This window comes from Kitasatospora sp. NPDC002522 (assembly GCF_053595195.1).
Genome location: NZ_JBSFXE010000033.1, coordinates 15,387 through 35,259 on the forward strand (window position 1 = coordinate 15,387; position 19,873 = coordinate 35,259).

Here is a 19,873-nt window from a genome sequence, read left to right on the forward strand (position 1 = left end):
GCGGCCGCCGTCCGGTCGCTCACCAACTCGCGCCGCTGCCACGTCACTTGACCGCCTCCGGCGCAGGGGCGGGAGTTCACCGGCGTCCGCGAGCATGGGCGGCCATGAGCAACCTCAGTCGCCGCATCTTCATCCTTGGCGGGCTCACCACCGCGGGCGCCGCCGCGCTCCAACTCGGGGCGACGGCCCAGCCGTCGGCCGCCGCCGCCACTCCCTTCCCCTTCACGCTCGGCGTCGCCTCCGGGGAACCGGACGACAGCAGCGTGGTGCTGTGGACGCGCCTGGCGCCCACCCCGACCAACGCGGACGGCCAGGGCGGCATGCCCAACGCCGACGTCACCGTCGACTGGCAGGTGTCGACCAGTCAGAACTTCACCACCCTCGTCGGCTCCGGTACGGTCACCGCCCGCTATGCCCAGGCCCACGCGGTGCACGTGCTGGCCGGCGGACTCGCCCCGGACGCGGAGTACTACTACCGGTTCCGGGCCCAGGGGTTCATCTCCCCGGTCGGCCGGACCCGCACCGCGCCGTCGCCGACCACGGTCGGGCGCGACTTCACGATGGCCTTCGCCTCCTGCGCCCACTACGAGAGCGGCTACTACACCGCCTACCGCCGGATGGCCGACGACCGCCCCGACCTGATCCTGCACCTGGGCGACTACATCTACGAGGGCGGCGCCACCACCAGCGGCGTGCGCCAGCACCTCGGCAGCGAGATCGTGTCGCTGGCCGACTACCGCCGCCGCTACGCCCTCTACCGCACCGACCCGGACCTGCAGGCCGCGCACGCGATCGCGCCGTGGCTGGTGGTCCCGGACGACCACGAGGTGGAGAACAACTACGCGGGCATGGTCCGCGCCGACAACAGCCCGGTGCTGACGACGGCCCAGTGGACCGCACGACGCACCGCCGCGTACCAGGCGTACTTCGAGAACATGCCGCTGCGGGCCGCCGCGACGCCCTCCGGCAACAGCATCCAGCTCTACCGCCGGGTCCGCTGGGGCACCCTCGCCACGTTCCACATGCTCGACACCCGCCAGTTCCGCGACGACCAGGCCTGCGGCGACGGGACGAAGGTCTGCGCCGACGCCGACCTGACGAGCCGTTCGATCACCGGCGCGGCCCAGGAGGCCTGGCTGCTCGACGGACTCGGCCAGCGACTGAGCACCTGGGACCTGATCGGCCAGCAGGTCTTCTTCGCCCGCAACGTGAACGCGGCCGGCGCGATGAACATGGACGCCTGGGACGGCTACCGGGCCAGCCGGGCACGGATCCAACAGGGCATCATCGACCGGGCCGTCCGCAACCCGGTCGTCCTCACCGGCGACGTGCACGCCTCCTGGGGCAACGACCTCAAGGCGGACTACGCGAACCCGTCCTCGGCGACGATCGGCTCCGAACTCGTCTGCACCTCGATCACCAGCGGCGGCAACGGAAGCGCCACCACCGCGATCCCCAACGGATCGCTCAACCCGCACCTGCGCTTCTACTCCGACCGGCGCGGCTACGTCCGCACGCTCATCACGCCGTCGCAACTCACCGCCGACTTCCGGTCGGTGGCGACGGTGACCGAACACGGCGCGGCGGCGACCACCGCCCGCACCTTCGTCATCCACGACGGACAGCCGGGGTTGGCCGATGCGTAAGCTCTCCGTACTCGGCGCGACAGCCGCCGCCCTCGCCGCCGTCCTCGCCCTGGTCGCCCCGGCCTCCGCGGCGGGGCCCACGTCCTGGACCACCGCGAACAGCGACGCCACCGGCGACCAGGACTCCTCCTCGATCGCGACCGACCGCCTCGGCGACGTCGCGGTGGTCTGGGAGGACGACCGCGACACCGCCAACCCGGCCGACAACGCGCACAGCGACGTGTGGGTGCGGATGTACCGCAACGGCGTCTCGGCCTACGAGACGAAGCTCTCGTCCGGTGGGACGTCGGGCACGGCCTGGCGGCACCTCCAGCCCGACGTGGGACTCGACGACCGGGGCGACGCCGTCGTCGTCTGGGCGGAGGACCCGGACGGCAACGGGCTCTACAACATCGTCTACCGGGTGCTCTCTCCCGCCGGTGCGGTCCTCGGCTCCGGCCGGGTCAACGCGACCGCCGACGGCCAGCAGATCCACCCGCGCGTCGCGGTCGACCCGGACGGCGCGCCGGGCAGCACCACCGCGGTCGCGTTCTCCGTGGTGTGGGAGGACATCCAGGGCACCGCGGCGGCGACGGTGAAGGCGGCCGGGTACACCGGGACCACGACCAAGGCCTACGAGGTGACGGTCAACGCACCCGGCGGCGCGCACCACAACCCCGACGTGGCGACCTCCGCCTCGGGCGACGCCGTCGTCGTCTGGGACGAGGACACCGACGGCAACGGCTACTACCAGATCGGCCTGGTGAAGCTGGCCAAGGCCAACGGCGCCGTCACCCTCACCCGCCGCAGCGCCAACAGCTTCGGCGGCGGGCAGCAGCAACGCCCGTCCGTGGCGGCCGACTTCAACGGCGACTTCGCCGTGGCCTGGGAGTCCGACCACACCGGCACCCGCGGCGTCTGGGCCCGATCGTTCACTGCGACCGGCACCCCCGGCTCCGCCGAGGTCGAGATCTCCAGCGGAACCGGCGCCGGCAACCCCACCGTCGGCATCGACGACCAGCGCAACGCCGTGGTCGGCTGGAGCATCGCCGGCACCGACCCAGCGGTCTGGGCCCGGGGCCTCAACCCCGACGGCACCTTCACCGGCCGCCTGCCCGCCCAGTCCGTCAGCCAGACCACGACCGGCCGGCAGGAGCAACTCGCCGTGGCTGCCTCCCCGTTCGGCACCCTCGCGATGTCGTACACCGACGACAACGACGGCAACGGATTCGACCAGGTCCTGATGAGTCTGGGCGCGACCGACTCGGACTGGTGACGTCCGTTCCCTCCGTGGTGGAAAACCCGTTGCCCATGACCGCGCCACTGCCGCAGAGTAGGGGCAGCAACCCGACACCCCCAGTGGAGAGGAACGAGACATGAGTAGTTCCTCGAGTTCCCTGCAGAGCCAGGGACTCCCCTCCTCGCGGTAGACGGGTCCGACAGCGCCCGGCCGCCCACGGGGGAGTCCCCCGTGGGCGGCCTTTCTCTTGCCGCCCTCCCGCAGTGCAGCGCAGCACCTGGAGAGTTGGCCGAGTGGTAAGGCAGCGGCTTGCTAAGCCGTAGTCGGGTGAAAGCCCGCGCGCGTTCGATCCGCGCACTCTCCGCAACAAGCGCCCGCATCGCTGTGCCGGTTCGAATCCGGCCTCGCCCACCAGCACGTGATCGTCCGAGGATGTGTCAGGGGCGGTCCACGGCGGCCGACCAGGGCCGGCTACTCGAATGGCACGCCCGGGAGGCACCGCACGGAAGTTGACTCTACGTTGCCTTCGAGGGGGCTACCCGAGCGAGAGGTGCGCATTTCCATGGCCGGAAAGTTCGAGCTGTACGTGGACGAGTCGGGCAACCACCGCTTCCGCCTGAAGGCGAGCAACGGGGCCGTCGTGGTGACCGGCGACCCCGAGGAGAGCCGCGAGCAGTGCCTGAAGTCCATCGAGTCGATCCGGAAGCTCGCGCCGTACGCGCAGCTCCAGGAGACCGCGGCGAACGCCTGACGGTTCGCTGAACCCGAGCCCGTGACAGCCCTGAGCGGCCGTCACGGGCTCGGCGCTGCCCGGCCGTCCGCGGCGACGCGCGGGTGACGCAGGGCCCGTCGGGCATGCTGGTGGTGGCTGATCGTTCGAGCGGAGGGGGAACGCGGTGGCGGGACGGGAGTTGTTGGCGGCGGCGGGGGTGCTGTTCCCGGACGGGGACGGGCGGATCATGCTGGTGCGGGTCTCGTACCAGGCGAAGCACCCGATCGAGGTGCCGGGCGGGGGCTGGGAGGAGACCGACGCCTCGCCGCGGGACACCGCGGTGCGGGAGATCGAGGAGGAGCTCGGCATCACCCCGGTGCTGCGCGAACTCGCCTGCCTGGACTGGTCGCGGGACGTCCACCGCCCGCCGATCGCTGCGTACCTGTACTGGGCGGAGCCGCTGACCGCGGAGCAGCGGGCGGCGATCCGGCTGGAGCCGGAGGAGCTGGGCGGGTACGCCTACCTGACGCCGGATCAGGCGCTGTCCGGGCTGCCGCCGCTGCTCTCGCTGCGGGTCGGCGCCTGTCTGCGCGCCCCGCGGGCGGCCGCGCCGCTGGAGCTCGCGGACGGCGTGCCGTTGGGCCACGCGGCGCTGCACCTTCCCGGGCCGCCGCCCGTCGCGCCGTACACGGGCGCGGCGGGGCTGCCGTTGACGGGCGGGGACCGGGTGGCGCCGCCGCCGCCGATGGACCGGGAGACGTACCTGGCGACGCGGCCGCGGATCCGCGCCAAGGCCCGGATGCTGATCTCCGACCCGGACGGGCGGGTGCTGCTGGTGCGGCTCACCCCGTGGGGGGACGAGTCGCCGTGGGTGCTGCCGGGCGGGTCGATCGAGGCGGACCGGGAGCTGCCCCGCGAGGCCGCGCGCCGGGAGATCCTGGAGGAGCTGGGCCTGCACCGCGAGCCCGGCCGGCTGCTCGCGCTGGATTGGATGCCCGGCCGCTCGGACGACCTCCCGCGCCTGGTGTACGTCTACGACGGCGGGGTGCTGGTGCCGGGGGAAGCGGCGACCGTCCGGGTGCAGGAGGAGGAGATCGCCGAGTGGCGGCTGTTCACGCCGAAGGAGGCGGCGGAGGTGCTGTCGCCGTCCGCGGCGGCGCGGCTGACGGCGTGTCTGGCGGCACGCGACGGGGAGGCCGGGGCCGGTCCGGCGGAGCTGCTGAACGGGCGGCCGGTCGGCCCCGACGGTTCGGCCGCCCACCCGAACGGGTAGGAATCCGCAGGTCGGGACGGGTAGCGAAGCTCGGGTAGCGAAGGTCAGGCAGCGGGCGAAGCTCGGGTTGCGGGCGAGGGAGGTCCAGCGTGGAGGAGTCGATCGCGGCGGTGTTGTCCGGTCGCCGGGTGGCGTCGTTGGCGGGCGGCGACCGCCTGCTGGTGCGCCTGGACGGCGGGCTGGAGTTGACGGTGGAGAACGATTTCCGGCTGGGTCACGACGGCGAGGTCGAGCACTTCTACCCCGCCCTCGGCCTCTCCCCCGCGGGCGCCCTCGCCCGCCTGACCGCCGCCCTCGTCACCACCGCCCGGATCACCCCCGCCGGCGGTCTCCAGCTCGCCTTCGACTCCGGCCACACCCTCACCGTCGCCCCCGACCCGGCCCCCGGCACCCACCCCGTCCATCCCTGGCAGCTCGCCTCCCCCGACGGCCCGCTCTTCACCGGCGGCCCAGGCGGCGACCCTGGCAGCGACCCGGCCTTCCCCTGACCGACCGCGACCGCCTCGGCGGCCCGTCCGTGCGTGCGGCGGAAAGCCGTGTGCCGGGGTTTCCGCATGCCCCCTCCCCCACAAACGGAATTCCCGCCGTTCGCTTTGCGAAGCGGTCGCCGACGCTCCGCATATTCGCCTTGTCGCGCGAGGAAAAACACCGTCAGAGCGCCTTCCCCTGTGGCACAGTACGTGAATGTGAGCGACAGGTTCATGACCACACAGGGGTACTGGGACCCCTCGCATCCCGTCCTGGAGATCCTGCGCGCCAGGCGCGATTCCGGCAGCATGCCGGGCAGCCGCACCGACGGCGCGCGGGTCGCGCTCGCCGTCGAGGGCGGCGGCATGCGCGGGGTGGTGTCGGCCGCCATGCTGTGCCAGTTGGAGGACTACGGCTTCAAGAACGCCTTCGACGTGGTGTACGGCTGCTCGGCGGGCGGGATCAACGGCGCCTACTTCCTCGCGGGTGACACCTGGTACCCGCTGGCGATCTACTACGACGACCTGACGACACCTCAGTTCGTCGACTTCTCCCGGGCGCTCCGGCGCAAGCCCATTCTGAACCTGGACTACTCCTTCGACCACGTCATGGAACGGGTCAAGCCGCTCGACTACGAAGCGGTGATCAACTCGCCGGTGCCGCTCGCCGTTCCGGTCACCGATGTCGATGCGCTACGAACTGTCGTGCTGCGCGATTTCTCGTCCCGGGACGAACTCAAGACGGCGCTCCGCGCCTCCGCCTGGCTGCCGGTCGCGGTCCCGGGCACGGCGCGCACGCCGGACGGGCGGCGGGCCGTCGACGGCGGTGTGCTCACCGCTCTGCCGTTCCGGCTCGCACTCGACGACGGCTGCACGCACGTGCTCTCGCTCAGCACCCGGCCGATGCGCGAGAACGGGCCGGGGAGCCTGTCGCTGATGCACCGTTACACGTACCTGTACCTGGAGCGGCTGCGCACCGGCCTGGGGCGCGGCTACCTGGCGGCGACCCGGCAGAAGTACCGCGACCAGGAGTGGCTGCGCAGTCAGCGGCGGTCGCCCGGCAGGGTCGGACCGCACGTGCTGGACCTCGCCCCGCTGCCGTGGATGCCGGAGCTGAAGCGGCACGAGATGGACCGGCACCTGCTGCTCGAACACGCCCGCACGGCCTACGAGACCGCGTTCTGCGCCCTGGAGGACCGGCCCGCCTCGCTGATCGCCCAGGGCCGCATCCATGCAATACCCCGGCTGACGGTGGTGGAGACCGCGAATGGCGCCCCAAGGAGCAACGCTCGATCCGGTGCTCGCGGCGCTGCGGAACCTGACGGGCTATAGCCAGGACGCCACCGCCGCCCTCCGGTCGGCGTTGAACCTTCCGCCGTCCGGGCCGGAGAGCGCCCGGCGGCGGGCGGCCCGGCTCACCGCCTGGCACCGGGTCCTGCAGGACATACCGGTGGACGAGCGGTCGTTCGAGACGCGGTTCGGGCTCGGTGCGCGGACCTCCACGATCGAGGGCCTGACGGCCTGGTGCGCCGGCTACCGGGCGCAGGGCGACTCGCTCCGGCAGGCCTCCGCCGACGTCTTCGGGTTCACCGGGCTCTTCCTGCTGACGCTGATAGGCCTGGCCGAGTCCGAGGCGCAGCGCTCCCGGATCGCGAACGCGGGCGGTGCGGACGACGGTGGCGGCGCCCTCACCCACGACTGCCCCGCCGTCTGCGGTGTGCTCGCCGCGGACGAGGCGGTCGGCCTGACGATATCGACCGTCTACAGCCCCGAGCCCGCCACCGGGCACCGCGCCGACCCGGACACCGCACAGGCGGTCCAGGAGTGGCGGGCGATGGCGCCGAACCTGCGCTTCCACCGGCACGGCAGCACCTCCGTGATCCTGCGCGGGAGCACCACCGGCGCGGTGCACGGGGCCCGGCCGGACTTCGCGCTGAAGCTGATCCTCTACCCGTTCACCCGGATCGAGACGCTGGCCCGGGCGACCCGGGAGTACGCGCGGGTCTACGGGTCCGCCGCCCAGGGTCTGCGGCACCTGGTGCGGGTGTGGGCCAGCTGCGAAAAGTGGATCATGATGGAGTTCATCGAGGGCGTCACCCTGGCCGAGGCGGTCCGGGCCGAGGCCGCGGGCCGCCCGGAGGGCGAGCTGCGGCTGAGTCTGGACCGGCTGCGCGAGCAGGGGCTGAAGCTGTTCGAGGCGCTGGAGGAACTTCAACTGACCGCCGCGGACCACCCGTTGCGCGGAGCGTCGGGAGGCGTCCACGCGGACCTCTCGCCGTCCAACATCATCGTCTCGACCGCCGACGGGGCCTTCCGGCTGGTCGACCTCGGCCGCAACTACCTGTACACGCACACCATCACCGGGACCACCGGGGTGGCCTCCTCCTACATCGCGCCCGAGGTCAGGGCCGGCGACGGCGACATCCGGCGGGCCGACCTCTACTCGCTCGGCCGGCTGCTGATGCTCTTCGGCACCGGGACGGAGAGCACCGAGCGCGTGGTGCCGGACATCTTCTACATGCGCGCTCCGCAGTTGGCGCGGTTCCTGGAGGACCTCGTCGACGCCGTCCCCGAGCGGCGGTTGCTGATCTTCTCCGACCCGGCGCAGCGGGACTTCTCCTACGCCCGCCTGAAGGACCGGTTCCTCGCCGAGCTCGAACTCGTCCGGGCCGCCGAGCGCGACAGCGGTGAGCTGCGGGTCGAGCCGGGCTGGCGGGCGCTGCGTGAACTGGCGCGGCCTTTGGCGGGTGACCCCGGCCGGGAGTGGCGGCTGTGGCGCAGCCGTCGGCGGAGCGGCACCCTGGCGGCGACCGGCAGCCGTCAGCCGCTGGCGACCTGGCTGCTCAGTTGGTCGCTGCTGTCGGCGCTGGTCTGGGCGCTCACCAACTTCGCCGTGCTGACCTGGCTGTTCCGGGACCTGAACCTCTCCTGGGACAACCGGCTGATCGAGGTGGCCCAGCACCTGGGCGGTGACCGCGACGGCCTGCCGATCGTCGACTCGTGGCGGCACGCCGACTACGCCGTACCGGACTGGCGGGCGAACCTGCCGGCCCGGATGGTCGGCCTGTCCTACGCCATCGCCGCCCCGAAGTACTACCAGATGCTGTTCTCCGGCCTCACCCCGCTGGCCATCGGCCGCCGGGCCGGTTCGCTCAGCCGGCTCGCCCTGGCGACCGAGACGATCATGCGGATCATGGCGGTGGTCCCGTGCGGCCTGGTGCTGGCCATCACCTTGGTCGAACCGCGCTGGTGGCCCGTCAACTCGGCCATCGGGCAGATCCTCACCTGGCTCGCCAACGTCCTCACCCTGGCGTACGTCCGCGCCGTCGTCGCCCGCTCCCGGCGGATCGGGCTGACCACGGTCCCCGAGGACGACAGCAAGATCACCGGCCTGGCGGCCTTCACCCAGTGGGCGCCCACCTCGATGTTCTACGCCGTCGCGGTCCTCACCATCGGCACCCTGCTGTACCTGGGGCTCCTGCACGACGTCTACGTGTACGCCCTGGCGGTCACCTCGACCAACCTCATCCTCTTCTACGTCATCAAGTGCGGCCTCGGCGGCCCGCTGGTGCGGGTGGCGATCGTCCGCGCCTGCCTGACCGCCGAACGGGTCGGCCGGCTCAACGTCCGGTGACCCCCCGGCCCGCAAACCCGCGTGGCTAGGATGACGGCTGGTCAGCGCGGGTGGAGGGGGAGCCAGGGATGTTCGGGATCATCAGACCGTGTCGGCACCGCTTGTCGGAGCGGCTGCACGCCTCGTGGTTGGCGCACCTGTGCGGGTTGTGCCTGGCACTGCGGGACGACCACGGGCAGTTGGCGCGGACCGCGACCAACTACGACGGCCTGGTGATATCCGTGCTGGTCGAGGCGCAGACGCCACGGGAGGCGCAGCGGCGGACGGCGGGGCCGTGCCCGCTGCGCGGGATGCGGACGGCGCCGGTGGCGCGCGGCGAGGGGGCGCGGCTGGCGGCCGCGGTCTCGCTGGCGCTGGCGTCGGTGAAGGTCCGCGACCACGTGCTGGACGGGGACGGGGTGTTCGGGCGCCGTCCGGTGGCGGCGGGCGCGCGGGCGGTGACCCGGCGGTGGGAGCGGCAGTCGGCGGGCGGCGCGGCGGCGGTCGGGTTCGACACCGGCGTGCTGCTGGCCGCCGCGGCGCGGCAGGAGGAGGCCGAGCGCGCGGTGTCGGCGGGCGGTGCGCTGCTGCTGGCGACCGAGCCGACCGAGTCCGCGACGGCCGCGGCCTTCGCGCACACCGCGGTGCTCGCCGGCCGGCCGGGCAACGCGGCGGCGCTGGCGGAGGCGGGCCGGCTGTTCGGCCGCCTCGCGCACCTGCTGGACGCCGCCGAGGACCGCGCGCAGGACGAGGCGCAGGGCCTGTGGAACCCGCTGTCGGTCACCGGCACCTCGCAGGCGGAGGCGGAGCGCCTGTGCCGGGACGCGGTGCACGGCATCCGATTGGCGCTGGCGGAGGTGGAGTTCACCGACCGGGCGCTGGTCCACCGGCTGCTGGCGCACGAGACCGGGGAGGCCGTGGACCGGGTCTTCGGCGGCGGCCACCACGCCACCTGCGCGAACGCCGCGCCGCCGGACCCGAACCTGGTCCCGCCGCAGCAGCGCCCGCAGACGCCGAAGAAGCCGCGCACGCTGCTGCCGGGCTGCGCGGTGTGGCTGGCGATGGCCTGCACCTGCCAGTTGCTCTGCTGCAAGCACGAGGACCCGTGGTCGCGGGAGGAGCGGAAGGGGTTCTGCCGGCGCCACTGCGACTGCTCGGACGCCTGCGTCCAGTGCGACGGCGACTGCTGCAGCTGTGACTGCTGCGGCGGGGACGGCTGTTGCGGGGACAGTTGCTGCGGCTGCGACGGGTGCGGGTGCGACTGTTCGTGACCGCCGCGCCGGCGGCGGGCTGACGATGGATCAGGGAGCAGGGAGAGAGACGTTGACCGAGCAGGAGTTCTCACCGGCCGTCGAGCTCGCCGGGTGGGGCTGGGAGCAGGTCCACGCCCTGGGCGGCGGTGTGGCCGACCCGTTCGAGACCGGGACGACCAACCTCGTCTGGCGGCCCAAGGAGCAGCACTACGGCGTGCGTTCCGGTGACCGGGTGGTGGCGCACGCCGGGTACGTCGTGGTACCGGTGGAGGTCGGCGGCGTGCGCTTCGACGTGGCGGGCATCGGCGGGGTGATCGTCTCCCCGGACGTCCGCGGCCAGGGCCTGGCCCGCACCGCCGTCGACGCGGCCCTGGCCGGCGCCCGCGCGGCCGGCCTCGACCTGGCGCTGCTGTTCTGCCTCCCCGACCGGGCGTCGCTCTACCGCCGGCTCGGCTGGACGCCGATCACCGAACCGGTGACGGTCGAGCAGCCCGCCGGGCCCACCGTGATGCCGATCCACGCGATGTGGACCGCCGTGACGCCGGGCGGGTCCTGGCCGGGCGGCCCGGTGCGCCTGCACTCGCTGCCGATGTGACCACGGCGGGTGGGGCCTCCCGGCAGCCTGGCGTGCTGCCGGGAGGCCCCGCCCGTCCCGCTACCGACCCGCCGCCGCCGTCCGCGGCAGGCGCCGGGGCTCGGCGTCCGACCCCTGATGGCGGGGCTCGGCGTGCACGTCGCCTTGCGGGGTGGCCGGGTTGCCGAGGAGCTTCGCCGCGTCGACGGCGCCCGGTCCGTGGATGGTCAGCTCGAAGTCCCGTTGCGCCTTGGCGTCCAGGGCCAGCGGCAGGCGGATGCGTCCGTCCGCGACCAGGCGGCGCACCGCGGAGCGGCTGAGGCCGAGCCCGCGCATGAGCAGTCGCTCGACGCGGACCGGCACGGGCAGTTCGAAGCCGACCCGCACCCTGAGCGGCGTCGGGTCGTCGAGCGCGTAGAGCGGCATGCGGGCCTCCAGCTCCCACGTGCCGGTCCAGTCGAGGCGGTAGCCGTTCCGGGCGGCGAGCGACGCACTGGTCGTCAACTCCCGCACCACGGCGGGGTCGTTGTTCTCGTACGCCACCAGCCGGGCGGGCTCCAGCGAGGAGACGTGGGCCCGCTCGTGGACGGGCACCTTGGAGGTGCGGTCGCACCCGACGCAGCTCAGCAGGAGCCAGACGTCGAGGAGCTTGCCGCTCGCGTTGACCCGGATCTTCCCCGAGGGACGGTGGCGACTGCCGGAGCAGTCCGGGCAGGCGCGGACGACGGTGGGCAGCGCGGACTGGCGCACGGCCCACTGGGCCTTGCGGTCGGTATTCATGGTGGTGGTTGCTTTCAGCACTGGGATCTGACGGATGCACACGAGGGCGCGAGTCATCGCCACGGGGCCGGGATGTCAGGCTTCGTGGTCGATCGCGCGACGGGTTCACTGGTGCTACGTGGCAGCCGTTACAGGTCCATGCGGGCGATCGTGGTGGAGACCGCCGCCCGCGGGCAACCGGTTTTCTGCCGCTCCGTCAGGTACTGCTGCCGCTCCGTCAGGCTCCTTCTGCCGTCAGGGCAGCGTGCAGGGCGGCCGGTGTGGGGTCGGCGGGGGTGAGGACGGGGAGGGCGGCGAGCCAGGTCGCGCCGAGGGTGCCGTCAGGGGCGTGGTGGAGGGTGGCCGGGCCGCGACCGGCCAGCAGACGGGCGGTGCGGGCGCCGAGGATGTGCGGGGCCAGGCAGGTGCCGGCGAGCACCACGGGGGCGGCGGTGGGGTGGGGGCGGACCTGGGCGAGCAGGGCGTCGAGGTGGGCGGCGGCCCGGTCCAGGATCGCGTCCGCGGCGCCGTCGCCGAGCCCGGCGGCCCTGGTCACCAGCGGGGCCAGGGTGGAGAGTTCGACCGGCGGGAGGGTGTAGGCGGCGGAGAGCAGCCGCTCGGCGAGGACCCGGTCGGGTGCGACGGGCACCCGGGGCACGGGCGCGTCCGACGCTTCGCTGGAAGCGTCCTGACGGTCCGTCGGCGGGAGCAGCCGGGCGAGGACGAGGCGGGTCAGCGGGTGGGCGTCGGCCCGGCCGCGGAGGGTGTCGGCGGCGGTGCGGACGGCTTCGCGGCCGAGCCAGAAGCCGGAGCCCTCGTCGCCGAGCAGCCAGCCGTAGCCGCCTGCGGTGTCGGCGATGGCGCGCTCGTGCAGGCGGACGGCGACCGCACCGGTGCCGGCGATGAGCAGGGCGCCGTGCGGTTCCGGGGTGGCGGCGGCGAACGCGGCGACCGCGTCGCCGATCAGCCGGTGCGGGCCGGACAGGCCGTGCAGTCCGAGCCCGCGCAGCGTGGCGGTGAGCGCGGCGGCGCCTTCGCCGTCCGCGAGCAGGTGGTCGCCGGCCAGCGCGAGCACGGCGGAGCGGACCGCGGCGGGGTCGAGGCCGGCGAGGGCGCGGGCCAGCGTGATGCGCAGCGCGTCGAGCGCGGCGGGGACGCCGTGGGCGACGGGGTTGCCGGCGGGTCCTTCGGCGCGGGCGAGCAGGTGTCCGGCGGTGTCGGCGACGGCGACGCGGGTGCGGGTGCCGCCCGCGTCCACGCCGAGGACCAGCGCGGGTGTCATGGAGCCTCCTGGGCGGGGTGGCGCGGGTCCTGCCCGGGAGCGGGGGCGCACCGCAGCCGGAACCGTAGCTGGAAATAATTTTTCTCACCAGCTCTGGACGAGACCCTCGTTCGGCGATAATTATTTTCACATGAACTCGCCAGACACCCTCTCCCGGCTCCAGGCGCTGCGCCCCGCCCTCAGCGGCGCGCTGGAGCAGGTGGCGTCCTACGTGCTGAGCGATCCGGCGGCGGCCTCCCGGGCCACCATCACCGAGCTCGCCGAGCGGGTCGGCACCTCGCCGGGCACCATCACCAGGTTCTGCCGGGCGGCGGGCTTCGCCGGCTACCAGGAGCTGAAGGTGGCGCTGGCGGAAGAGGGCGGCCGGGCCGCGCAGCGCCGCTGGAACAACGACATCGGCAGCGAGATCCGGGCCGAGGACGGCCTGGACCACGTCGTGCAGGTGCTGCTGTCCGCCAGCAGCCGGGCACTGCAGGAGACCGCCGAGCAGCTGGACCTGGCGGCGGTGGACGCCCTGGTGCGGGCCCTGGTCGGCGCGCGGCAGGTGCACTTCTTCGGGGTGGGCACCAGCGGCGCCACCGCGGAGGAGTTCCGGCTGCACCTGCAGCGGATCGGGGTGCCGTGCTGGGCCTGGACCGACCTGCACAACGGCCTGACCGCGGCGGCGCTGCTGGACGGCCGGGACGTGGCGGTGGCGATCTCGCACTCCGGCGCGGTCCGCGACGGCGTCGAGTTCCTGACGGCGGCCAAGCGGCACGGCGCGCTCACCGCGGCGCTCACCTCGGACGCCGCCTCCCCGCTGGCCCGGCAGGCCGCGGTGGTACTGACCACGGCCGCCCCGGCGACCTCGTTCCAGAGCGACGCGCTGGCCGCCCGGCACTCCCGACTCCTGCTGCTGGACGTGGTGTACGCACACACCGCGCAGCTCACCCGGGAGCGCACCCTGGCCGCGCTGCAGGTCACCGCAGCGGCGCTGGACGTCCAGCGGCTCGGCGGCGCGGCCAGGCCCCGTTCCCCCGAGGCGTTCTGACGCCCCGTCCCCTCGCCACCTCTCTTCCCCCCCACTCCACCCCTGAGAGGCTCCACCATGCGCACTTCCCTGCCCGGATCCCTGCGCGCCGCGGTCGTCGTGGCCGCGAGCGCCGCCCTCGCCCTCACCGCCGTCAACCCGGCGCAGGCGACCGGGCCCTACGGCTCGGCGATCTCCCCCGCCACCCAGGTGTCGCTGGACAAGGCGTACACCTTCCTGGACCAGCGGATGGACGTGTACGGGAGCGGGAGCACGCTGCGGCTCCCGCAGAGCTTCACCGGCGGCTACCTGGGCTCGCTGAACTTCGTCTCCTCGTTCTCCTACGACGACGCGCTGGTCGTCATGGCGTACCTGGAGCGCGGCACCGACCCGGACATCGCCCGGGCCCGCACCCTCGGCGACACCCTGCTCTACGCCCAGGCCCACGACCCGCTCGGCGACGGCCGGCTGCGCGCCTCGTACCAGCCGAACCCGTTCGTCACCGCCGACGGCACGCCCTACATCGGCTCCCCCGCCACCTACACCGGCAACATGGCCTGGGCCGGCCTCGCCTTCGGCCACCTCTACGCCGACACCGGCGACGTGAAGTACCTGAACGGCGCGCTCACCCTCGCCGACTGGATCCAGACCCACACCTACGACACCCGCGGCCCGGCCGGCTACACCGGCGGCCGCGACGCGAACGACAACCCGATGACCTACAAGGCCACCGAGCACAACATCGACGTCGCCGCGTTCTTCGCGATGCTCGGCACCCTCTCCGGCGACGCCACCTGGACCGCCCGCTCGCAGACCGCGCTCGGCTTCGTCGCCTCGATGCGCGACGCCGCCACCGGCAAGCTCTGGACCGGCACCAACCCCGACGGCGTCAGCACCAACTACTACCCCGTCCCCGAGGACGTCCAGACCTGGGCCTACCTCGCCACCGGCAGCACCCAGTACTCCACCGCCGTCGACTGGGCCGCCACCAGCCTCGCCGCGAGCGACGGCGGCTTCACCGGCGTCAGCTTCTCCAACGCCTCCACCGCCAAGGTCTGGTTCGAGGGCACCGCCCACCTCGCCGCCGCCTACTACGCCCGCGGCGGCAGCGGAGACGCCGCCAAGGCCTCCGCCCTGCTCACCAGCCTGCAGTCCGCGCAGGCCACCGCGCCCCACGCCGACGGCAACGGCCTGGTCGCCGCCTCCGGCGACGGCCTCGACACCGGCTACGGCGACACCTACTACGCCTCCCTGCACACCGGCGCCACCGCCTGGTACATCCTCGCCGGGGAACAGGCGAACCCCTTCGTCCTCGAACCCGACGAGACCCGGTACCTGCACCACTGAAAGACACTGACGACTCGTCAGAGACGTACTCCGACCAGCCAGTGAGAAACGGCGGTTCATTCCCATGATGGTCCCCCAGCCGGACGTCTTCGAGGCCCGGCCCGGACGGTTCGAGCTCTCCCCGCGCACCGCGGTGATCCACGCCGAGGGCGCGGCCGTCCCGGCGGCCGAGCTGCTCGCCGACCACCTGGCGACAGCGCTCGGCACGGTCCCGGAGATCGGCGCGGGGGGCGGGAGCATCCGGCTGTACGTCAACGGGGTCGAGCACGCCCCGGGCAACCCGGAGGCGTACCGGCTGACCGTCAGCGACACCGGGATCGACCTGGTGGGGCGTACTCCGGCGGGGCTGCTGTGCGCGGTGCAGGCACTGCGCCAGCTGCTGCCGCCGGAGGCGCTCGGCCCGGAGGCGTTCCGCACCCGCTCGGTGTGGCCGCTCCCGCACACCCGGGTCGAGGACGCGCCCGCCTTGCGCTGGCGGGGCCTGCTGCTGGACGTGGCACGGCACTTCATGCCGGTCTCCACCGTGCTGAGGGTGCTGGACGCGATGGCGCTGCACCGCCTGAACGTGCTGCAGCTGCACCTGACGGACGATCAGGGCTGGCGGCTGGAGGTGCCGGACCGGCCGCGGCTGACCCAGGTCGGCGGGCGGCGTCCCGCGGTGCCGTTCGACCCGGACGACCCGGACGACCGGGGCACCGGCCCGGCGCACCAGGGCTGGTACACGGCGCGGGACATCCGGCAGATCGTCGCGTTCGCGGCCCGCCGGGGCATCACGGTGGTGCCCGAGATCGACGTGCCCGGGCACGTCCAGGCGGCGCTGGCCGCCTACCCGGAGCTCGGCAACCGGCCCGCCGAGCGGCTGCCGGTGTGGCCGCGCTGGGGCATCAACTCCCGTACCCTCAACGCCGAGCAGGCCACCGTGGAGTTCTTCGCCGGGGTGCTGGAGTACACCGCCGAGCTGTTCCCGAGCCGGGTCGTGCACCTCGGCGGCGACGAGTGCTCCGCCGAGGAGTGGCGCACCTCCCCGGCCGCGCTGGAGCGGGTCGCCGCGCTCGGCCTGGCCGGCCCGGAGCAGGTGCACGGCTGGCTGCTGGCCCGGCTCGCCGAGCGGGTGGCCGGCCTCGGACGGCGCCCGGCGGGCTGGGAGGAGATCGCCGAGGGACCCGTCCCGGCGGAGACCGTGGTGATGTGCTGGCACGGCGAGAAGGCCGCCGAACAGGCCGCCGACCGCGGCTTCGACGTGGTCCTCACCCCGTGGCAGCACACCTACTTCGACCTGCACCAGGCCGCCGAGGGCGAGCCGCGCGGCCAGAAGGGCGTGCTCACCCTCGCCGACGCCTACGCCTTCACCCCACTGGAGGGCCGGTTCGCCAAGGACCTGCGGCACCGCCTGCTCGGCGCGCAGTGCCAGCTGTGGACCGAGTACGTCCCCACCCCCGAGCACCTGGAGTACATGGCCTTCCCCCGGGTCTGCGCCTTCGCGGAACGCGCCTGGGGCTCCCCCGCCGACTACCCCGCCTTCCTCGCCCGCCTCCCCGAGCACCTGCGCCGCCTGGACGCCCTCGGCCTGCGCTACCGCCGCCCCGAGGAGCTCACCGCCTGACGGACCGTCACGGCTGCCGGTCCGCCCGACGGGTTGCGGACCGGCCGGCCGCGTGGCGCGGCCCGGCCGCTCGACCGTGTGCGAGAGTCTGGGCGGAGCGGGCAGGTGCGACGGGAGGACGGGTATGAAGTGGCAGACGTTCGGGCGTCGGCAGGTCTACGACAGCCCGTGGGTCGAGGTGTGGCTCGACGACGTGGAGGTGCCGGGCCAGGGCCGGATCGAGCACCACGTGGTCCGCTACCCCCGGGCGTCGACGACGTCCGTCGTCACCAACGACGCGGGTGAGTTCCTGCTGATCCACCGGCACCGCTTCATCACCGGCCGCTGGGGCTGGGAGGTCCCCGCCGGGTGGGCCGAGCCCGACGAGGACCCCGCGGCGGCGATCGCCCGCGAGGTCGAGGAGGAGACCGGCTGGCGGCCCGGCACCGTCGAGCTGATGACCGAGTACGACGCGATGGCCGGTATCTCGGACGCCCACTTCCGCAGCTACCACGTCACCGACTGCACCCGGATCGGCGACCCCGAGGACGTCTCCGAGGCGACCCGCGTCGAGTGGCTCCCGGAGACCCAGGTCGTCGAACTCCTGACCTCCGGTCAGATCTCCGACGGCCCCTCCCTCACCGCCCTCTCCTACTACCTGGGCCCCTACCGCCTCACCCGGTCGTAGTCGTAGCGCGGGTCCTTCGGATCAGCGAGCGTCTCCCCCGGCCCCATGGGAGCCGTAGGCGGCCGACGAGACGCCGGTGAGGTGCGCGCCCCGGCGGCGATCGCCCGGTGTGATCCGAAAGACCCGTCCTACCCCGGGGCTCCCGGCACGGAAATGCGGGTGGCCCGGTGGGAGCGGCTCCGTATGATCACCCGCATGTCCTGGATACGCCGCTCGCGCGCCACCCCGCCCGCCGAGGGCCGACTGCCCGATCTCGAGTTCCTCGCCCTGGTCCGCGACGCCCTCGAGCAGGTGGCGCCCGGCTGCACGGCGGGTGCCGAACTCAAGGGGAACTCGCTGCTGAGTGCGCAGGGTTGGGCCGTCGGTGTCGGGCCGATGGGGCACGGGGACGAGCGGCACTACGACCTGATCGCGTTCCCGGACGTGAGCATCCAGCCCGACGTACCGTGCTTCGTGGACTGCGTCAGCGTGGTGGCCTCCCCGCGCGACGCCGTCGGCCTGTGGGCGCAGTCCGCCGGTGCCTGCCTGCTCGAACTGCTCGACGGGCGGGAGCGGTTCGCCGACCGCTGGGGTCCCGAGCACCGGCGCGGCGTCCCCGGGTGGCGGTCCATCGCCTCGGGGGCAGTGGGCTACGGCCTCTCCGAGCCGGAGGTCGCCCGCCTGCAGAAGGCCCTGCTGGAGGCGAACGTGCTCCCCGCGATCGCCGAGACGTTCACCGCCGACCTCGAATCACCCTGGTTCAACAGCGTCCGGGTCTTCTACGGCGGCAAGCCGGGCACCATGACGGCGGAGGTCCGGGTGAACGGCGAGCGGCACCAGGCCGCCTCCGCCGCACTGGCCGCGCTCGGCCTGCCCGACCCGACGGCCTTCACCGTCGTCCGGTCCTTCGCCCTGGTACTGCCGCCCGACTCCGGGAGCTGACGGGCACCGCCCGCTCCCGACGGTCCGTCACCCCGCGACCGGCTCGCGCTCCCCGGCAGGCACGGCGGCGGTCGCCGGTGCCTGCGCGGGGGTGGCGCGGCGGGCCGGGACGAGCAGCGCGGCGAGCGCGGCGGCCAGGCAGAACGCGGCGAGCAGGGCGAAGCCGTGGGTGTACCCGGCTTCGTAGGGGCGGCCGGAGGGCTGCAGGTGGCCGGTGACCAGGACGGTCATCAGGGCGGCGCCCAGGGAGCCGCCGATGGTGCGGATGTTGGCGTTCATGCCGGTGGCGGCGCCGGTCTGCGCGGCGGGGACGCTCTGCACGATGAGGTTGCTCATCGAGGCGAAGGCCAGGCCGATGCCGAGCCCGAACACGCCGGCCGCGAGGGCGACGTCGGAGGGCGCCTGGTGCCGGGCGGCGAGCAGCGCGCAGGCGGCCGCGCCGAGCAGCGCGCCGGTGACCAGCTGGGCCTTGGCGGGGAAGCGGCCGGCCAGGCGTCCGCTGAGCAGGCCGGAGACGAACATCGCGACCAGCATCGGCAGCATCAGCGTGCCCGCGCCGGTGACGCTGGAGCCGAAGCCGTAGCCCGCGGCGGACGGCGTCTGCACGAAGCCTGGAAGGAAGGCCCAGACTGCGTACATCCCGGCGCCGAACAGCAGGGCGGCGGTGTTGGTGGTCCACACGGCGGGCAGCCGCATCACCTTGAGGTCGATCAGCGGGAAGCGCGAGCGGGCCTCGGTGAACGCCCAGAGCGCGAACAGCACCACGGCGACGGCCAGCAGGCCGATCACGCCGACCGAGCCCCAGCCCCACTTCGCGGCCTGGCTGATCGGCAGCAGCAGCGCCACCAGCCAGCCCGAGAGCAGCACGGAGGACAGCCAGTTGACGCTGCCTTCGGTGCGGTGCGGCGACTCCGGGATGTACCGGTGGGCGATCAGTGCGGTGGCCGCGACGATGATGACGGGGAACCAGAACAGCCAGCGGTAGTCCAGGGCGCCGACGATCGGTCCGGCCAGCACCATGCCGAGGCCGCTGCCGACCGCGATCACCGCGGACAGGTTGCTGATGCCGGTCGGCACCCGGCCGGCGGGGAACTCGTCGCGGATGATGCCGAAGGAGAGCGGGAACAGCGCCCCGGCGATGCCCTGGATCACCCGGGCGATGATCAGCACGGTGATGTTCGGGGCGACGGCGGCCACCAGGCAGCCGACCAGCAGGGCGACCAGCGCGGCGACCAGGGTGCGCTTCTTGCCGACCAGGTCGCCGACCCGGCCGAGGATCGGGGTGAAGACGGAGGCGGAGAGCAGGTAGGCGGTCATCACCCAGGTGACCGTGGACTGCGAGGTGTGCATCGCCTGCTGGACGATCGGCAGGGCGGGCGTGATCAGCGACTGCAGCAGCGCGTACACGCCGGCGCCGGTGGCGAGCACGCCGAAGGTGAGGCGGTGGGACTGACGGTTCATCGAACCCTCTCGGGACTCGGCATTCGGACCCGGCGCGTTCGGGACGTCGGCACACGGCGTCGGGAGC

17 protein-coding genes and 1 tRNA gene are annotated in these 19,873 nt (G+C 73.5%); 15 read left to right on the forward strand and 3 right to left on the reverse strand.

All coding sequences use genetic code 11. The annotated features are described in order from the left end of the window. The first annotated feature begins 104 nt into the window (after nucleotides 1-104). The 10 genes from ACWD4U_RS25355 to ACWD4U_RS25400 all read left to right on the forward strand — a co-directional run bounded on the left by ACWD4U_RS25355 (nucleotide 105) and on the right by ACWD4U_RS25400 (nucleotide 10,778). Nucleotides 105-1,646 carry an alkaline phosphatase D family protein gene (locus ACWD4U_RS25355; protein ID WP_363461689.1) on the forward strand — a complete coding sequence of 514 codons (1,542 nt, stop codon included), beginning with the start codon at nucleotides 105-107 and terminating at the stop codon, nucleotides 1,644-1,646. Beyond that, nucleotides 1,639-2,901, forward strand: coding sequence for a hypothetical protein (locus ACWD4U_RS25360; protein WP_363461691.1), 1,263 nt, complete (start codon nucleotides 1,639-1,641; stop codon nucleotides 2,899-2,901). The genes ACWD4U_RS25355 and ACWD4U_RS25360 overlap by 8 nt, the downstream gene beginning before the upstream one ends. Before the next feature lie 243 nt (nucleotides 2,902-3,144). Then, nucleotides 3,145-3,229 (forward strand) — tRNA-Ser (locus ACWD4U_RS25365). A 198-nt stretch (nucleotides 3,230-3,427) separates the two neighbouring features. Continuing rightward, complete coding sequence (locus ACWD4U_RS25370) at nucleotides 3,428-3,616, forward strand: YegP family protein (RefSeq protein WP_363461693.1); 189 nt, start codon at nucleotides 3,428-3,430, stop codon at nucleotides 3,614-3,616. A 145-nt stretch (nucleotides 3,617-3,761) separates the two neighbouring features. Continuing rightward, a complete protein-coding gene (locus ACWD4U_RS25375) occupies nucleotides 3,762-4,850 on the forward strand; it encodes an NUDIX hydrolase (protein ID WP_363461695.1) in 1,089 nt (362 codons plus the stop codon). An 89-nt stretch (nucleotides 4,851-4,939) separates the two neighbouring features. Next, the gene (locus ACWD4U_RS25380; RefSeq protein ID WP_363461697.1) at nucleotides 4,940-5,338 is read left to right on the forward strand and encodes a DUF6188 family protein; all 399 of its coding nucleotides are present in this window, start codon (nucleotides 4,940-4,942) and stop codon (nucleotides 5,336-5,338) included. A gap of 213 nt (nucleotides 5,339-5,551) precedes the next feature. After that, on the forward strand, nucleotides 5,552-6,649 hold the full coding sequence (locus ACWD4U_RS25385) for a patatin-like phospholipase family protein (protein WP_449787309.1): 1,098 nt from the start codon (nucleotides 5,552-5,554) through the stop codon (nucleotides 6,647-6,649). Continuing rightward, nucleotides 6,585-8,951 (forward strand): protein kinase family protein, encoded by a 2,367-nt coding sequence (locus tag ACWD4U_RS25390; RefSeq protein WP_363460226.1) that lies wholly within the window; start codon nucleotides 6,585-6,587, stop codon nucleotides 8,949-8,951. Before ACWD4U_RS25385 ends, ACWD4U_RS25390 begins: the two co-directional genes overlap by 65 nt. Before the next feature lie 68 nt (nucleotides 8,952-9,019). Then, nucleotides 9,020-10,201 carry a DUF5685 family protein gene (locus ACWD4U_RS25395; protein ID WP_363460224.1) on the forward strand — a complete coding sequence of 394 codons (1,182 nt, stop codon included), beginning with the start codon at nucleotides 9,020-9,022 and terminating at the stop codon, nucleotides 10,199-10,201. A gap of 52 nt (nucleotides 10,202-10,253) precedes the next feature. Beyond that, complete coding sequence (locus ACWD4U_RS25400; RefSeq protein ID WP_363460222.1) at nucleotides 10,254-10,778, forward strand: GNAT family N-acetyltransferase; 525 nt, start codon at nucleotides 10,254-10,256, stop codon at nucleotides 10,776-10,778. A gap of 60 nt (nucleotides 10,779-10,838) precedes the next feature. Here the strand turns inward: ACWD4U_RS25400 and ACWD4U_RS25405 are convergent, their stop codons facing one another. Together ACWD4U_RS25405 and ACWD4U_RS25410 are read right to left on the reverse strand one after the other, a co-directional pair. Further along, the gene (locus ACWD4U_RS25405; RefSeq protein WP_363460220.1) at nucleotides 10,839-11,537 is read right to left on the reverse strand and encodes a DUF1062 domain-containing protein; all 699 of its coding nucleotides are present in this window, start codon (nucleotides 11,535-11,537) and stop codon (nucleotides 10,839-10,841) included. Nucleotides 11,538-11,754: 217 nt separating this feature from the next. After that, nucleotides 11,755-12,798: an N-acetylglucosamine kinase gene (locus ACWD4U_RS25410; RefSeq protein WP_363460218.1), complete on the reverse strand. Its 1,044-nt coding sequence runs from the start codon at nucleotides 12,796-12,798 to the stop codon at nucleotides 11,755-11,757. A 130-nt stretch (nucleotides 12,799-12,928) separates the two neighbouring features. On the opposite strand from ACWD4U_RS25410, the gene ACWD4U_RS25415 reads away from it, so the two are divergent. The 5 genes from ACWD4U_RS25415 to ACWD4U_RS25435 all read left to right on the forward strand — a co-directional run bounded on the left by ACWD4U_RS25415 (nucleotide 12,929) and on the right by ACWD4U_RS25435 (nucleotide 18,345). Further along, the gene (locus ACWD4U_RS25415; protein ID WP_363460216.1) at nucleotides 12,929-13,828 is read left to right on the forward strand and encodes a MurR/RpiR family transcriptional regulator; all 900 of its coding nucleotides are present in this window, start codon (nucleotides 12,929-12,931) and stop codon (nucleotides 13,826-13,828) included. Nucleotides 13,829-13,885: 57 nt separating this feature from the next. After that, nucleotides 13,886-15,154 (forward strand): Tat pathway signal sequence domain protein, encoded by a 1,269-nt coding sequence (locus tag ACWD4U_RS25420; protein WP_363460214.1) that lies wholly within the window; start codon nucleotides 13,886-13,888, stop codon nucleotides 15,152-15,154. A 64-nt stretch (nucleotides 15,155-15,218) separates the two neighbouring features. Beyond that, nucleotides 15,219-16,757: a beta-N-acetylhexosaminidase gene (locus ACWD4U_RS25425; protein ID WP_363460212.1), complete on the forward strand. Its 1,539-nt coding sequence runs from the start codon at nucleotides 15,219-15,221 to the stop codon at nucleotides 16,755-16,757. A gap of 124 nt (nucleotides 16,758-16,881) precedes the next feature. Continuing rightward, a complete protein-coding gene (locus tag ACWD4U_RS25430; RefSeq protein ID WP_363460210.1) occupies nucleotides 16,882-17,424 on the forward strand; it encodes an NUDIX hydrolase in 543 nt (180 codons plus the stop codon). Nucleotides 17,425-17,619: 195 nt separating this feature from the next. Then, nucleotides 17,620-18,345 carry a DUF6348 family protein gene (locus ACWD4U_RS25435; RefSeq protein ID WP_363460209.1) on the forward strand — a complete coding sequence of 242 codons (726 nt, stop codon included), beginning with the start codon at nucleotides 17,620-17,622 and terminating at the stop codon, nucleotides 18,343-18,345. Between the two features lie 27 nt (nucleotides 18,346-18,372). On the opposite strand, the gene ACWD4U_RS25440 is transcribed toward ACWD4U_RS25435, so the two are convergent. Continuing rightward, nucleotides 18,373-19,806 carry an MFS transporter gene (locus ACWD4U_RS25440; RefSeq protein WP_363460207.1) on the reverse strand — a complete coding sequence of 478 codons (1,434 nt, stop codon included), beginning with the start codon at nucleotides 19,804-19,806 and terminating at the stop codon, nucleotides 18,373-18,375. Nucleotides 19,807-19,873 lie beyond the last annotated feature (67 nt).